The sequence below is a fragment of the Streptomyces sp. MBT53 genome (assembly GCF_016654115.1).
GTDB lineage: Bacteria > Actinomycetota > Actinomycetes > Streptomycetales > Streptomycetaceae > Streptomyces.
Genome location: NZ_JAEQAZ010000117.1, coordinates 12,954 through 28,040, shown reverse-complemented (window position 1 = coordinate 28,040; position 15,087 = coordinate 12,954). Strand labels below are relative to the sequence as shown.

Annotated in this window: 12 protein-coding genes and 1 pseudogene; 10 read left to right on the top strand and 3 right to left on the bottom strand. The window is 66.9% G+C overall.

The window, feature by feature from the left end; all coding sequences use genetic code 11:
* On the bottom strand, positions 1-579 hold a 579-nt coding region (locus tag JHN45_RS33665), incomplete at its 3' end, for a carboxylesterase family protein (RefSeq protein ID WP_201052851.1).
* A 778-nt stretch (positions 580-1,357) separates the two neighbouring features.
* Here JHN45_RS33665 and JHN45_RS33660 point away from each other — a divergent pair.
* Together JHN45_RS33660 and JHN45_RS33655 are read left to right on the top strand one after the other, a co-directional pair.
* Positions 1,358-1,591, top strand: coding sequence for a hypothetical protein (locus tag JHN45_RS33660; protein WP_201052849.1), 234 nt, complete (start codon positions 1,358-1,360; stop codon positions 1,589-1,591).
* Positions 1,591-1,983, top strand: coding sequence for a type II toxin-antitoxin system VapC family toxin (locus JHN45_RS33655; protein WP_019070419.1), 393 nt, complete (start codon positions 1,591-1,593; stop codon positions 1,981-1,983). Before JHN45_RS33660 ends, JHN45_RS33655 begins: the two co-directional genes overlap by 1 nt.
* 1,049 nt (positions 1,984-3,032) lie before the next feature.
* On the opposite strand, the gene JHN45_RS33650 is transcribed toward JHN45_RS33655, so the two are convergent.
* Positions 3,033-3,803, bottom strand: a complete 771-nt coding sequence (locus tag JHN45_RS33650) for an alpha/beta fold hydrolase (protein WP_158697196.1) — start codon at positions 3,801-3,803, stop codon at positions 3,033-3,035.
* A gap of 510 nt (positions 3,804-4,313) precedes the next feature.
* Here JHN45_RS33650 and JHN45_RS53370 point away from each other — a divergent pair.
* Positions 4,314-4,867, top strand: a pseudogene (locus JHN45_RS53370) (hypothetical protein); the annotation flags it as partial.
* A 138-nt stretch (positions 4,868-5,005) separates the two neighbouring features.
* Entirely contained in the window at positions 5,006-6,382 is a 1,377-nt protein-coding gene (locus tag JHN45_RS54490; RefSeq protein WP_201052843.1) for an RICIN domain-containing protein, read from the top strand.
* A gap of 367 nt (positions 6,383-6,749) precedes the next feature.
* Here the strand turns inward: JHN45_RS54490 and JHN45_RS33630 are convergent, their stop codons facing one another.
* On the bottom strand, positions 6,750-7,499 hold the full coding sequence (locus tag JHN45_RS33630) for a hypothetical protein (protein ID WP_019070422.1): 750 nt from the start codon (positions 7,497-7,499) through the stop codon (positions 6,750-6,752).
* 600 nt (positions 7,500-8,099) lie between these two features.
* On the opposite strand from JHN45_RS33630, the gene JHN45_RS33625 reads away from it, so the two are divergent.
* The 6 genes from JHN45_RS33625 (at position 8,100) to JHN45_RS33600 (ending at position 14,945) form a co-directional block, all read left to right on the top strand.
* The gene (locus JHN45_RS33625) at positions 8,100-9,242 is read left to right on the top strand and encodes an MFS transporter (protein ID WP_201052842.1); all 1,143 of its coding nucleotides are present in this window, start codon (positions 8,100-8,102) and stop codon (positions 9,240-9,242) included.
* Positions 9,243-9,274: 32 nt separating this feature from the next.
* Positions 9,275-10,057, top strand: coding sequence for a M15 family metallopeptidase (locus JHN45_RS33620; protein ID WP_201052840.1), 783 nt, complete (start codon positions 9,275-9,277; stop codon positions 10,055-10,057).
* A gap of 89 nt (positions 10,058-10,146) precedes the next feature.
* The gene (locus tag JHN45_RS33615; RefSeq protein WP_201052838.1) at positions 10,147-11,301 is read left to right on the top strand and encodes a D-alanine--D-alanine ligase family protein; all 1,155 of its coding nucleotides are present in this window, start codon (positions 10,147-10,149) and stop codon (positions 11,299-11,301) included.
* A 255-nt stretch (positions 11,302-11,556) separates the two neighbouring features.
* On the top strand, positions 11,557-12,438 hold the full coding sequence (locus JHN45_RS33610; RefSeq protein WP_236584400.1) for a LysR family transcriptional regulator: 882 nt from the start codon (positions 11,557-11,559) through the stop codon (positions 12,436-12,438).
* Positions 12,439-12,608: 170 nt separating this feature from the next.
* Entirely contained in the window at positions 12,609-13,610 is a 1,002-nt protein-coding gene (locus tag JHN45_RS33605; protein WP_201052836.1) for a hypothetical protein, read from the top strand.
* A gap of 330 nt (positions 13,611-13,940) precedes the next feature.
* Positions 13,941-14,945, top strand: coding sequence for a DUF4331 family protein (locus tag JHN45_RS33600; protein ID WP_201052834.1), 1,005 nt, complete (start codon positions 13,941-13,943; stop codon positions 14,943-14,945).
* Positions 14,946-15,087 lie beyond the last annotated feature (142 nt).

The following is a 15,087-nucleotide window of genomic DNA, read 5'->3' as shown; positions in this document are numbered from 1 at the left end:
CGCGGAGGAGGCCCCGAGCAGTCCGAGGGTGGAGTAGGCGCCGGCGCTGTGGCCGTAGACCGTGACGTGGTCGGGGTCGCCGCCGAAGTGGGCGATGTTCTGCTTGATCCAGGTCAGCGCGGCGATGACGTCCTGGAGGCCCAGGTTGCTGGCCTCGGCGAGCCGCCCGCCGTACTGCGAGAGCGAGAGCGCGCCCAGTGCGCCGAGCCGGTAGTTGAGCGACACGCTCACCACGCGTCCCGTCGCGGCGAGACCGGCGGCGTTCGAGGTGGGCTGCGTGTTCGCGCCGAACTCGAATCCGCCGCCATGGATGTACACGGCCACCGGCAGCGTCTTCCCGGCCGGCCGCTCGGGGGCCCACACGTTCAGGTTCAGGCAGTCCTCGCCCGTTCCGCTGTCCGCTTCGAGCCAGTCGCCGCTGTCGGGCTGGACGGGGGCGATGCCCTTGCGGTCGTACGGGCGGTCCGGGTCGAAGTCCGCGACCACGGGGCGGCGGTACCGCTCGGCGGTGGCGTACGGGATTCCCCACCAGGACCGGACCCCTGGTGCGGTCGGAGCCTTGGGCGCGGTCGCGGTCATGGCGTGGGATTCCTTCCGGTGCGGTCGGGGTTTTCGCGCGGTGCGTCGGCTGCTGGTTGCTTGCGGTGACGCTCCTCAATCATTTCCTCTGACCCCGCACATCACCTGACAGACAGCGGTCACCTGATGGTCACCAGGCGACACCTGTCTCTCTTCTCCGACGGCGCCTTCGGGATGCCCTGTCCCTGCCAGACCGCTCGTATGCGGCTGCAACATCACCACCACCGCCGGCCTCCAAACGAGTCGACCCATTCGCGGCTGTACCGAAGGCGGGGCCGACTTCTTCCCTCCCTGGGTTCCGTGCCCTCCGCGTGCCCGTACGGACGGAAAACCACGGACAACAGCGGTCTGGTCCGACCCACACGACCATCCCGAGAATCAGGCATCTATGCTGGTCAGAGCCATCCGGCCCATCCAAGCGCCGTCGCTTCCCAAGCTGAGAGTGCGAGTTCGATTCTCGTCACCCGCTCTTCTTGAAGCCCCAGGTCAGCAGCCTGGGGCTCTTTCATGGCGGGCTCTCAGTCGCATTTTCCGGCGCACAAGGCACCCGAAGATTGGGCACGCGGAGGGCACGAGCGCTTGCCGAGTGCCACCCACTCGCCACTCCCACTGCCGGAACACGCCGCTGACCTGCCGTTTCATGACACTCACCGCAGCGGTCACCGATGAGAGCCCTCAGCCTGCCGCCCCCTGCGGACCAACTGGCGCTTTCCTGCACTGTGAAGGGGACAGCAGTCTCAGGCTTGCCATGTAAGACAGATCGTCTTACATTGGTTTCATGGCTGACACCATCACGATCCGCAGCGACTCGGAGACCGAGCGCGCTCTGGACGTTCTCACCCATGACGGCAGTTCACGCTCGGCAGCCATCCGCCAAGCCGTGCTCGAAGCCGCCCTACGCAAAGAGCGGGCCGCCGCGATGCGTCGCGCCGTCCTGCGTATGCCGCTTGGTGAACCGGACGGCATCGACATCGCCGCGGAAATCGCCCACAGTCGCGAGGACGAGCGCTGATGATCTATCTCGACTCGGCCGCCGTCGTGAAACTCGTCCACGCCGAGTCCGAGTCGCAGGCTTTGCGCGACTGGCTCGACGAACGAGCCGAGACCGGATGGACGAGTTCGGTTCTGGTGGAGATCGAGTCGTCGCGGGCCCTTGGGCGCTACGCCCCGGAGGCTGTCGCCCGGCTCCACCCGGTCCTCGACCTGATCGAGTTGGTGGAGCTGGATGCCGGCATTCGCATCTTGGCCCAGACCGTCAAACCTGTGACCGTACGGAGTCTGGACGCCATCCACCTGGCAACGGCTCTCCGTATCCGCTCCCAGCTGACCTCCTTCGTCACGTACGACAAACGACTGGCCGATGCTGCTCAAGCAGCCGGACTGACCGTCGACATGCCCAACTGAGACATCTCTTCACCGTCAGGGCCCGGCAGAGGCTCCCGGCCTATGGATACCTGAGGCGTCGCCCGAGCAAAGCGTCAGGCCACCGCTCAGCAAGCCTTCGGTGGAACACACGTCGACGTCCCGCTGAAGGCGCCCGCATCGACCTCGCTTCAACCGCGTGCCCCATCCGTGCCCTTCAGGGCGGACGACAACGGCCACCAAAAGTGCGATCCCGACCCGCCCACGGGGCCTGACCTCACGTTTCCACAGGTCAGTACAGTAGTCGGCGAGCAAGCTCCGTCGCTTCCCAAGCTAAGAGTGCGAGTTCGATTCTCGTCACCCGCTCCGTGCGAAACCCCCGGGTCGATCACCCGGGGGTTCTTTGTTGTCCAGTCCAATGTGCGGTTTCCGCGCCCCCCGCGTGCCCCGAGTGCAGGTGGTCCCCCACGAGTCGACCCCGCTCGCGTCCCATCTGGCGTCCATCCTCCGCCCGGCGACGTCGTCCTCGTGAAGGCGTCCCGCGGCGGACAGCTTTGGCAGATCGCCCAAGCGCTCACCGGACAGCCCGTCACCGGCCTGTGAGCAGCCGTCGGACCATCACTTGTCGAGCAGCCATGGGCCCGATCAAACGGAGCAGCCGACCTCCGCGATGAGTTCCGGGCTGTCCCTCGTGAGAACCGAAGCGGCGCTTTCGCGGGTCAGCGCATCGCCCTACGCGAACACACCACCATTTCCTGCGCCGCCGACCGCTACACACTCCAAGTCGACTTCAGCGTAATCGCGAGGTCATGGCTACTGACTAAATAAACTCGCCGAATTGAAGCGGGCCGAATTCGGTCTGCGGGTATCGCCGCTTCCCTTATGGGACGAAGAGCTCCCGCAAGCCGGATGCTTGCGGGAGCCCTTCTGCCCTCGGAGTGCGCGCGGAGCGCGGCCTGCGGTAGCGAGTCCCTCCCAGTCCTGCGTGGTCGTGGGGGCATCGCGTGTGCCGGTACGACGGCGAAGCAAGCCCATGGCACAGCCGCAGAAGCCCCGCGCCGATCAAACAGGCGCCCTGCTACTGGGACGGATCAGTGCACGGAGTTGGCGGCGGCGACGATGGCGCGGTCGACCGCTCCCGGGCTGATCGAAGGAACGTCGTGTCCCGAGCGGGTGTAGGTGATGTGGGCGCCCACCCGGTTGGCCTGGAACTTCTGGGCGGCCGTCGGCACAGCGTGGTCCTCCGTCGAGATGACCGCCCACTTCGGCGTCTTCGCCGGCGGATTCACCGTGGCCTTGTCGGTGAAGGCCGAAAGGGCGACCGGCTCCTGAGTCACCGAGGCGACGCTGATGGCCGACTTCGACAGCCCGTTGCCGTACACGGTCCCGAACTTGTCCGCCTTGAGGTACACGTCGGTGTCACCGCCGGGCAGCGGAACGGTGCGGAAGTTCTCCGAAACGAGCTGCGACCCGGGGAACTGTCCGATCAGTGAGCCGGCGGCTTCTCCCGCCTTGGGGATGAGAGCCGCCACGTAGACGAGGGCCTTGACGTTCGACGTCGTCGCGGCGACCTGGCTGACGACCTCTCCCGCGTAGGAGTGGCCGACCAGCACCACGGGACCCTTGACGGTCTTGACCTGCGCCTCGACATAGGCGCTGTCGAAGGCCAGGCCGCGCAGCGGGGTGTCGATCGCGAGGACCGGGTAGCCCTGCTGCCGCAGGTAGCCGATCTCGCTGCTCCAGCTGGAGGAGTCGGCGAACGCCCCGTGGACCAGGACCACCGTCGGCTTCGCGCGGTGCGCCGTCTGCGAGGCGACGGCGTGATCGTTCGCCCTGGTCGTGACGGCGCTCGCGTTCGTCACGGCAAGCGAGGCTACGACCGCGCCACTCACCAGCCCGGCAGCCACCAGCGTTTTGATTCGAACGGTGGACTTCATTTGTTGTTATTCCTCTCGAAGTTGTCCAGCCGAATCGGCAGAGGAAGCGCCATGGTCCGCATGAACACGGAAACCTTTTCTCTTGCGGCCTGCTGCGCTTCGCCAAATCAACTATGGCGGTCGCTTCGGCGGAACGCTAATGCCAATCCCGCTCCCGTCCATGTCGATCCGGCATGAGCCGGCGAACGACATTTCCAGCACCGAATTCCTGACGTTTTAAGTGCGCGGAAATACAGAGAATGAGGCACTGCGACGGGTACGAACGGGCACGGTCGCCACAGGACTGCGGTCGTCCCGGTGACCGGCCGACGATCATGTGAAGCCGGTGACGTCAGCACGCCGACAGCTGATGTCACAGGGTTCGAACCCCTGCCGTTCATCCATGACTTGGAGCCTCAGTGCACTACGGACTCATCGCTCCGAGCGCGCTCGCCACCGCCCCACAGCAACGGTGGATACGACGTCTCCCATTACGACCTGCGGCTGAAGTACCAGTCGGCACGGACGAGTTGGCGGGGACTCCCAGGACGGGGTTGGACCAGGGCGCGGACATCACCGTCGTAGTGCGCTACAGCGAGACACCCGCGTCGAAGCACGCATACGGATTCACCGCCTGGCTGCACACGGCGGACGGCGCGGTCGCGGCCAACGAGCCGGAGTCGGCGTGGTGATGGTTCCCCATCCGTACGACGCGCTCGGCGGCCATGTGCCGGACGTGCCCACCGGTTTCGCGCTGGAGACCCGGACCCGGCCCTTCTACAGCCCCCCGAGGGGGGCTGTAGAAGCACACCTACGGCAACGCGTCGGTCGTGGACTTCCAGCGGTACGCCGAGAAGGTGTCCCGCAGGGAGCTGGGCGCGCTGTTCGACACGTGGCTCTTCAAGCCGGCCAAGCCGGCGGTGCCCGCCGCGGTCGGCAGGTCTTCCCTTCCGGTTCGGCCCAAGTCGTGGATGCAGATCGAGGCGACGAGCGAGGTGCACGAGCACTGAGCGGTGGGCAGCCCGCGTCTTCCCCCGTCACCATCGCGGCCCTGTTCGGCTGAGCGGCGGACTGCCGGGCCGGCCACAACGGTCACGGCACACCCCGTTCTCGGGCGCCGTCATGTGTACATCCAGATAGGACAAGTAGTGCGCATACACAAGCTGGGCTCTGCCCTGGTCGGAGTCGTCGCCGTGCTGGCGCTGACCACCGGATCACCTGCTTCCGAAGCAGCCGCTCCCGCCCAGCCGGACTCCGGCTCACCCGCGCCCGGTGCCCTGCACAGCGAGCACGTGGTCCCCGGCAAGACGGGGTCGGCGGTTCGGAACGAACTGCCTGCCGAGGTCTCCCGGCGGTTCTACGAGCTCAACTTCGCCGGGCACGTCGGCTCGGTCGGCGTCGCCGAGGACGCGCCGAACGCCGCGGATGCCACCACGAGCGCCCTGTCCTCCTGGACGGGGAAGTTCCACGCCTCCTGGGGCGTCTCCCCGACCAGCGGAACCATGCACGGAGCGCAGGCCACGCACAGCGTGAACCTCTCGGCCCCGGTCACCGGCGACGACACGGTCTACGCGCCGACCCTGGACCCGAGTTACGCGAGCTGCATCGAGATGACCACGATCTACTTCCGCAGCTCGATCTGGGTCGGCGCGTGGGACTGGTGTGCGGCAGCCCCGGGCTGGGCGAAGACCACGGTCGTCGACTCCGCCTTCCTGGACACCTACACCAAGAAGGTGAACGGCCGGCCGTCGTACTCGGTCCAGGACATCCAGACCAATGCGACGACCAACGAGTGGACCTCGTACCTCTACAACTACGACACGCACACCTGGGAGCCCTTCTTCCAGAGCGCGAACACCAGCAAGCTCGGCAGTTCCGGCGGCGGCTGGGACATGATGGAGGTCTACACGAACTACGACCCCACGACCGGTGAGGGCCAGTACTGCGCGGAGACCAAGGGCGCGGCGTACCAGACCACGGGACTCCAGTACCAGTCCTCCTACGGCGGCGGCTGGACGGCAGCCACGGCGGCCAACTCGACCGTGCCGGCCACCGTGAAGTCGTCCGACCTCGGTTGCTCGGATCTGTCCTACGCGGTGCTGACGGCGAACACCGGGTTCTCCTTGACCAACGAGAAGAACCCGACGGGCCCCCTCAGCAACTCCGCCGGGATGTGTGTGGACAACCGCTCGGGGAACACCACGAACGGCAACCCGATCCAGCTGTATTGGTGCAACGACACGAACTCGCAGCAGTGGACGCTGAACCTCAACGGCACGCTGACGGTGGAGAACAAGTGCATGGCCGTCAAGGGCGGAGGCACGGCCGACGGCACCGCCGTGGAGCTGGACGACTGCGACGGCTCCGGCGGCGGGACCTGGCAGACGCGCGCCGACGGCACGATCTACAACCCGCAGTCCGGCAAGTGCCTTGATGCCACCGCGAATTACACCACCGCCGGCACGCAGCTCCAGATCGCGAGCTGCACCGGTGCCGTCAACCAGAGGTGGAACCTGCCCACCTGACACTGCGTCGAGGGCGGCCTGCCGAAGCGTGCTCACGCACCCGGTAGGCCGCCCTGTGGTGGGATCCCTCGAAGTCTCCGGTGGGGGCCAGACCTGCTCGGGCAAGAGCGCGCGAGGGCCCATGGCACCGGACGCGACGATGTTCCCGCCTCCCGTCCGTCTCTTCCGCCGCCCCCTGCCCTCCAGGCGTCCAGAAGCGCGGCCCGGACCGCCTCCTCCGACTCCTCCGGTTCCGTGTCTTCGCCGGAAGTCGCCGCTCGCTCGTCCATGTTTCGTCTCTCCGTCGGTCTGTTCGCCTCGGTCGGCAGTGGGCGGTCCGGGCTGTCGCATCGAGCTCCGGGTCCGTAGGAGCCGTTCAGTCGTCACTTCAGTGCCTGCCGCGCTTCGCCGGCCCAGGCGTTTCCCGGGTCTTTTCGACGACGCCCATGAACGTCGTGCGCCCCCATTGGGTCGTGCAGTCGACCGACAGTCCACGCCGTGCGAGGCGCTCGTCGAGCCGTACGATCCTGCCGTGCAGCGCTCGGCGGCTCATCGGTTCCCCGGCGGTACCGAGCAGCAGGCACAGGTCGTGGCAGCACCAGGGCCGCGAGGCGGAACAGAGGACCTCGAACAGCACCTGCTGGGAGTGCTGTTGGAGGCCGACCTCACGGAACGCTGGCGAATCCTCGGCTTGCCGCTGCCGCGTGGGTCTCATGTCCAGCCATCGCCGCTCCGCGGTGATTCTGCTCGCGAGTTCCCTGGGCGGCGAGTCGCGGAGGAGGACGTTGGCGGCGCCCGCCAGGAGAAGCCCTACGGAATCCGTGTGATCGGGTACGAGCACGACCACGGATGAGATGTTGCTGAGCGCGCGCACGCGTTGCTCAAGACCGTCGCTCCACTGCGCCCCGGGTACGTCCAAGACGGCGAGGCGAGTGCCGGCCTCGTGCAGCAGCGCGCCGTAAGCCCGCTCGGAGCCCCAGTTATGAGTCCGGGCGGGCAGCACATGCTGACTGCGCAGGGCGCGGAGCAAGGACGCCGTCCGCTCGCGCTGAAGCGTGAGCACGGTGCTCACCGGATAGGTGACTTCCTCCTCTTCCATGAGGCCGATGGGACCGTGGCCGATGCTGAGGTCGGTCATGTTCGACGTTCGCCCTCCGGGGTTGCGGAGCCTGGACCTGGGCTGGAGGCGTTGGCGAAGGCCGGCCCTCTCGGACGTCAGCGGGTCGGCGGGCGACAGAGGCGGACCCGCCCCGCCCGCCGATTCTCGGTCAGGCTCCGCCGATATCGCCGATACCGACTCGGGCCGTTCTGATGCCGGATCGGCATGTGCCCAGCTCCCCGACACGCCATTCGCACAACTGCCGTGCCGCAGTGTCTGTTCGGCCCCTGTCGAGGTCCTGTTGGTACCCGATGCGCCACGGCAGCCGTGAACACGTCACCCGGACCCCTACGTTGGTCCACGTCGGCCTCCCCCGGTCCCCCTCGGTGGGAGGCCGCGCCGATGCCCGTCGAGTCGCCTTCGGCGTCGGAGTCATGGAGAGCGCGGCCTGTCGACAGGCCAAGTGACGTGCGCCCTGTGGGTTGCCGCTCGCCCTTCCCGTTCCGCCCTTCCCGTACAGAGAGCCGAACAACGATGCTCGAAGAGCTTCATGTCCAGTCCGAGGCAAGGGACAGGCGGCCCGGCAGGCGGGCCGACCATGCGGTTTCTCGCCGAAGGTCGGCTGTCTTCTTATCCGCCGTGCTGACGACGTTCCTTGCCGCCTCCAGTGCGCCCACTCCGCTCTACCGCGTCTACCAGGCGAGTTGGCACCTCTCCTCCGGCACGGTCACCGTGGTCTACGGCGTGTACTGCCTGAGCGTCCTGGTCGCGCTCCTGACCGTCGGGGCGCTCTCCGATCATGTCGGCCGGCGGCCGGTCATCGGCGTCGCTCTCGCCCTCGAAGCACTGTCCATGCTGCTCTTCCTGCAGGCCGGCGGTGTGACCTCGCTGATCCTCGCCCGGACGCTCCAGGGGCTGGCCACGGGTGCCGCGACGAGTGCGCTGGGTGCCGCCCTGCTCGACGTGACCAAACGGTGGGGGCCCCTGTTCGTCAGCGTCGCTCCGCTCATCGGCATGGCGTCGGGGACGCTCGGTACGAGCCTGCTCATGGACCTGATTCCGGCTCACCTCGGCAGCGTGTACACGCTGCTGTTCAGCGCGCTGGCCGTCCAGATGCTGGGTTTGGCCTTCCTCCCGGAATCGAGGCTGCCGAGCCCGGGAGCCTGGCTTTCGGTGCGACCGCGGATCCGCGCTCCCCGGTCCAGCCGCCGAGCCCTCCTTGTCACCGCACCCGTGTTCGTGGCTGTCTGGGCCCTGGGCGGTTTCTATCTGTCCCTCGGACCCGATCTGGTCCAGGGCATCACCGGATCGGCGTCGTCGACCGCCGACGGCCTGATCGTGTCCCTGCTGACCGCCAGTGCGGTGCCCGCAGTGCTGCTGACCCGACATACCGACGCCGGCCGAACGGCTTTGGGCGGCTCCCTGCTTCTGACGACGGGGGTGGCCGTCACGCTGCTGGCCGCACACCGCGACTCCTCCACAGCTCTGTACGTGGGGACCGCGGTGGCCGGTGCGGGATTCGGCCCCGCGTTCCAGGGCGGCGTCCGTCTGGTGACGGCGAACGTCCTCGCGACGGAACGGGCGGGCCTGATGGCCGCCATCTACACGATCACTTATACGTCGATGTGCGTTCCGGTACTGGTCACGGGTTTACTCGTCGGCGAATACGGTCTCCTGCACTGCACCTTGTTCTTCGGTATTTTCGTCATGGCGCTCTCGCTGACGCCGTTCGCGGGTCTGGGGAAATTCTCCGCCCATATATCAAGTAGGGGTACGGCATAGTGAAAATCAAAAACGCGCGCAGACGCGCACCCATGCTGCTGGCATTTCTGGCGGCCGTCCTCGGCACAGTGGCGAGCACCTCGGTCACCGCACAGGCTGCCGACACGGACAGTAAGGCGCCCGCCGATTTCGTGGCGCTCCACGACGTGGCCCCCGCGATTCTGCAGGACATCCGCTACGCCACCCCCCACAATTTCATCGGCACGCCGATAAACGGCTATGTCGAACCGCTGTGCATCGTCACCGCCCCGACGGCGCAGGCCCTGGCGAAGGCCGAGCGCCACTTCCTGGCGCAGGGCTACACGCTGAAGGTCTACGACTGCTACCGGCCGCAGCGCGCGGTGGACCAGTTCGTCGACTGGGCGCAGGACCTGACCGACCTGACGATGAAGGACGAGTTCTATCCGCAGGTGGACAAGGCCAACCTATTCACCGACGGGTACATCGCGGCGAAATCGGGACACAGTCGCGGCAGCACGATCGACCTCACGCTCGTGAAGCTGCCGGCCCACCCGACGCGTCCTTACGTCCCCGGAGAAAAGCTTGAGCCGTGCTACGCGCCGGCCGCGCAGAGGTTCCCGGACAACTCGATCGACATGGGCACCGGATACGACTGCTTCGACACGCTCGCGCACACCCTCGACCCGCGCATCGTGGGAGTCCAGCACAGCAACAGACTGCTGCTCAAGGACGAGCTGGAGTCACTCGGATTCGTGAATCTCGCCGAGGAATGGTGGCACTTCACCTTCGCCGCCGAGCCCTACCCGTCCACCTATTTCGACTTCCCCGTCTCCCGTTCCTCACTGGCCGGCTGACCGGACAACCGAGGACTTCGGTCCACCGACGTGCGGCGCCGTCCTTCCGACCGGGAGGGCGGCGCCGCGCAGCGAAGGAAGCAGAAACCATGACCGATCGATCCGCCTCCCCTCCGTCCGGATCCCACCGCAGGCCGCTGGTGATACTTCTCTTCGGTGGCCGGAGCTCCGAGCACGGCGTCTCCGTCGTGACCGCAGGGGCCGTACTGCGAGCCATCGACCGGACGAAGTACGACGTCCTGCCTGTCGGCATCACCCGGGACGGCCGGTGGGTCCTGACGTCGGACGATCCTGGGCGCATGGTGATGGTCGACCGGCGGCAGCCCACGGTCGAGCAGCTCGCGGACACGGACCGGGGCAACATCGTGGTCTCCGTCGACCCGACCGATCGGACCGTCGTCCGCGGCGAACGCGGCGCGGCGCCGAAGGTCCTCGGCGAAGCGGACGTGGTCTTCCCCGTACTCCATGGACCGTACGGCGAGGACGGCACTGTGCAGGGCCTGCTGGAGCTGTCCGGCATCCCCTACGTCGGCGCGGGCGTTCTCGCCTCGGCGATCGGCCAGGACAAGGAGTACATGAAGAGGGTGTTCAGCGCGTTCGGTCTGGCGGTCGGGCCGTACTTGGTGATCAGGCCCCGCGAGTGGCACTCCGACGCGGCGGGCGCCCGCGCGCGGATCAGTGGCTTCGCCGACGCGTACGGCTGGCCGCTGTTCGTGAAACCCGCACGCGCCGGCTCTTCGATCGGTATCACCCGGGTCGACGGCAGGGAGGAGTTGGAGGACGCGATCGCGGAGGCGCACCGACACGACGCGAAGATCATCGTGGAGGCCCTGGTGCAGGGTCGCGAAATCGAGTGCGGCGTGCTCGAATTCCCCGATGGACCGCGGGCCAGCGTGCCGGCCGAGATCCCGGTGCCCGACGCACACGCGTACTACGACTTCGAGGCGAAGTACCTCGATTCCACCCCCGGAGTGGTGCCCGCGGCACTGACCGACAGCCAGACCCATGAGGTGCGCCGACTGGCACTCAAGGCGTTCGAGGCGGCTTCCTGCGAGGGCCTGGTCCGCGCGGACTTCTTCCTCACCGAGGACGGACAATTCGTGATCAACGAGATCAACACCATGCCCGGTTTCACCCCCGTCTCGATGTACCCGCAGATGTGGCAGGCCAGCGGCATCGGGTACGGAGACCTGGTGGACCGTCTGCTCCAGGCGGCGCTGCGGCGGTCCACCGGCCTCAGATGATCGGAGGCTCCCAGCCCGCAACGGGAGTACCGGCTGTACCGGGCCGACTATTCGCCTGGTCTTTCGTGCTGAAGGAGTCCGGTTTGAATGGACGTCACCGGAGACTTCGGTGGCCACTTTATGTCAGCCAATCATGGCCGTGGATGCCGAGTGGCGCCAATGCCGTTTCGCGAAGAAGTTATGCCGGTTGGGTATCACCAAAGCCCAAGGAGTTTTTCCGGCAGGCAGTTCGACAGGAAAAGCAGCGTGGCTAACATGGCCGTCATGGATATCGATCTCCGGCGTCTCCGCTATTTCGTGACGGTTGCCGAAGAGCTCAGCTTTGTGCGTGGCGCCGAACGCCTGAACATGACGCAGCCCGCGCTGAGCCGGCAGATCCGCGCCCTTGAGGACGATCTTGGAGCGTCGTTGCTCCAGCGCGGCCCGCTGGGTACGGCGCTCACACCGGCCGGTGGTCAGCTGCTGGAGGACGCACGGCCACTGCTCGCGGCATCGCTGGCTTTACAGCGGCGGGTCCGCCTCGCCAGCCGTGAGGGGCACCACTTCACCATCGGTTTCATGCCAGGGGTCATAGTCACGCCGATCGTCAGGCAGTTCCGGGCGCTGGCGCCGGAGGTCAATGTGCAGGTGCTGCACACGGCGCCCACCGACCAGGTCGACTATCTGCTCGACGGCCGTGTCGACGTCTGCTTCGTCCGGCTGCCGCTGCCGGTCGACACCTTCGAGATTGTTCCCCTGTTCCCCGAACCGCGCGTCGCGGCACTCTCCGACGAACATCCGCTGGCGCAGGCGCAGATCGTCGACATCGCGGAGCTGACGCCGTACCGCTTGCTGCAGGACTCCGATGACGTACCGGAGTGGCGTGGAACCGGCTTCCACGCGGCAGCGGTGCGCGACCGTCGGGAAGCCGACCGGCCCACCTCGATCGAGGAGAGCCTGGAAGCTGTCGCGTCCGGCACCGGGTTCATCGTCGTCCCGGCCGGCCTCGCCGATTTCTACCGTCGCCCCGACATCCGCTACGTCCAGCTCGCGGGGGTCGCCCCGCGCATGGTGGCGCTGGCGTACACCAAGAACCGGAAGATGCCGTCCATCGACCAGTTCGCCAAGATCGTGATCGCGGCGCTCGGTTCGACGTAGAAGCGTCAACGGCCGACAGGCATGACTTGGGGCTTCCAGGCGTCATGCCCGATCGGCATGACGGTTCGGGCAATCGGCATTGGCGTGACAAGTCGTGGGCCGCAAAGCTCGGTGGAAGGCGGAACAACCCTGCCCGGTCGGGCTCTCAGGCGCTGGTGAGCGGGGGAGAGATGGCTGCCTATGACTATGTGGTCGCCGCCGACGACAGGCCCGAACATCGAGAAGGTTTTCATATGCCGAGCACTGAATGGCGCGAAGTCTTTCTGCCCGACGAGAGCACCCGGCACGCCGACCAGGCGCGCGTTTTCACTGAACTGCAACGCAAACGTCTGAAGAAGCAGGGCCACGGGAGAGCTCTGCATCGCAACGGAGTGGCCGCCCTGAAGGCTGTCCTCGCGGTGGAAGGAGATCTTCCCGAATATGCGCGGCAAGGGATTTTTGCCACTCCTTCTGCCTTTGAAGCACATGTTCGGCTGTCCAATGGAAACTTCTCCCTCGACCGGGCTCCGGACATCCGCGGTTTCGCGATCAAGGTGCTCGGCGCCTCTACGCCGTCGTCCACCGGCGTCGAGCAGAACTTCACCCTGGTCAGTCAGGAGACCCTGAAGGTCAGCGGTAGTGCGGACGTCGTCGGGATCGTCGATCTCTCCACGAGTGCGCCCGGCGCCGCGCTTCGAAAGGTCGCTACGAAGCCGCAGCTCACACGCAGCGCTGTCGTGAACTTCCGGGACATGGCGAAACCGTTCAGCGGATTCGCCACGCATGACTTCTTCAGCATCATGCCCATCACGTTCGGCGACTACGCCGCGCGGTTGAAGCTGTGCGCCGCCTCGACAGCGGTCAACAAAGAAGCACGCAAGGATCTCGCCGCCGACATCTTCGGGCGACTCGCCGACGACGACCTGGAGTTCCTCTTCCAAGCCCAGTTCTTCGAGGACGAGCGGCGCACGCCGATCGAGGACTCCTCGGTCCGCTGGGACACGCCGTGGCTCACCGTGGCGCGCCTGCGCCTTCCTCGGCAAGCACCTGACGAGGCGTTGGCCGAGACCATCGAGAAGAGCAGCTTCAACCCGTGGATCGCGGCCACCGAGCATCGGCCCCTCGGAGAGTTGATGCGTGCCCGCCAGGCCGCGTATGCGCTCAGCTGGCACAACCGGGGCGTAGCGCCCTGACCGTGATCCATCCCAAAATCGCGAACCTCGTCGGCAACTCCACGTGCCCGCAAGAGGGTTGATGCCGGACCGGCATGCCGAACCCCCGGATAGGCATTGGCGCCGCGTGATCGGCCCGGGCCAGGATGTTCGACGTGCCCCACTTCGACCTCGGGGTCCCGGCGCGGCTGCGGTAACGCACTGCGTGGCGAGGACCCTGCGCGCCTGAGCGCAGCGATCGTCGAGCCGGAGCCGCTCAGACGGAGCGCGCGTCAACGACGGCACACCAACTCCCAGTCGGCGAGGCATCGCCATGCCTTGCCCTGCCCATCCCTCACGAAAGGCCCCTCGATGTCCCACCACCAGGATTCAGCCGCCGCGAAACAGGACCCTCGTCTGGACATCAGCGATGTCTACCTGTTCAAAGGGCGCAACGGCACCGTCTTCGTCATGAACACCAACCCGGTGTCGGCCGACAAGGGCTTCCACCCCGAGGCGCTGTACGAGTTCCACATCGACACCGACAACGACGCCGTGCAGGATCTGACGTTCCGGTTCAGATTCCTCGCGCCCGAACCCGACGGTCGGCAGGCTTGGGTGCTCGACCGGCTGACTGGTGCCGAGGCCGCCGACCGCAACGCCCCGGGGACTCCCGTGGCGACCGGCAGTACGGAGGAGATCGTCACCACGCCCGATGGCCTCAAAGCCTTCGTCGGCCGGGCCGGAGACCCGTTCTACCTCGACGGCACCGTCATCACGGCGGTCGTGACCGCGCTCCGGAACGGCGAAGCGGTGGACCTCTCCGCGTTCGACCCGCAGCGGGCCTCGAACCTGTTCGCCGGCACCAACGTGACCGCCATCGTCCTCGAAGTACCTGACGACCTCGTCGGATCGGACACGATCGGTCTCTGGACCACCACCGCGCTGGACGACCACCACGGTGGCTGGCTGCAGATCAACCGGTGCGCGAAGCCGCTCGTCAGCACGCTGTTCGACGTCACCGAGGCCGGCTTCGACGACTACAACGCCACCGATCCGCGGGACGACCTCGACAACTACGGAGACCTCGTACGCCAGAAGGTCGCGGCTCTCGTGTCCGCCAACGACACGCACTCCGATCCGCAGGGCTACGGCGCCGCGACGCGGGACATCATCTTCCCGGACGTCCTGCACTACCAGGTGGGCACCGAAGCCGGCTTCGGTGCGAAGGCCCGCAACGGCAGGGGACTCACCGAGTCCGTTCCCGAAGCGATGTTCGAGATCGTGCTGAACGCTCCCGTCTCCATGGGCTTGGACGCCGGTTACGCCACTGGGACGCTGCGCGCCGAGTTCCCGTACTTGAGCGCACCGGCCTGATGCAACCAGGGCATCGGCCGGACGCCGAGCCCCGAACCTCATGGCACCCGGCCCGGCGGCCCTTTCCAAGTCGATCGCCGGGCCGGCTGCCTCACCACGTCCTCAGGTCCGAGCGGCGAAACCCGCTCCGTACCCGTCCCTT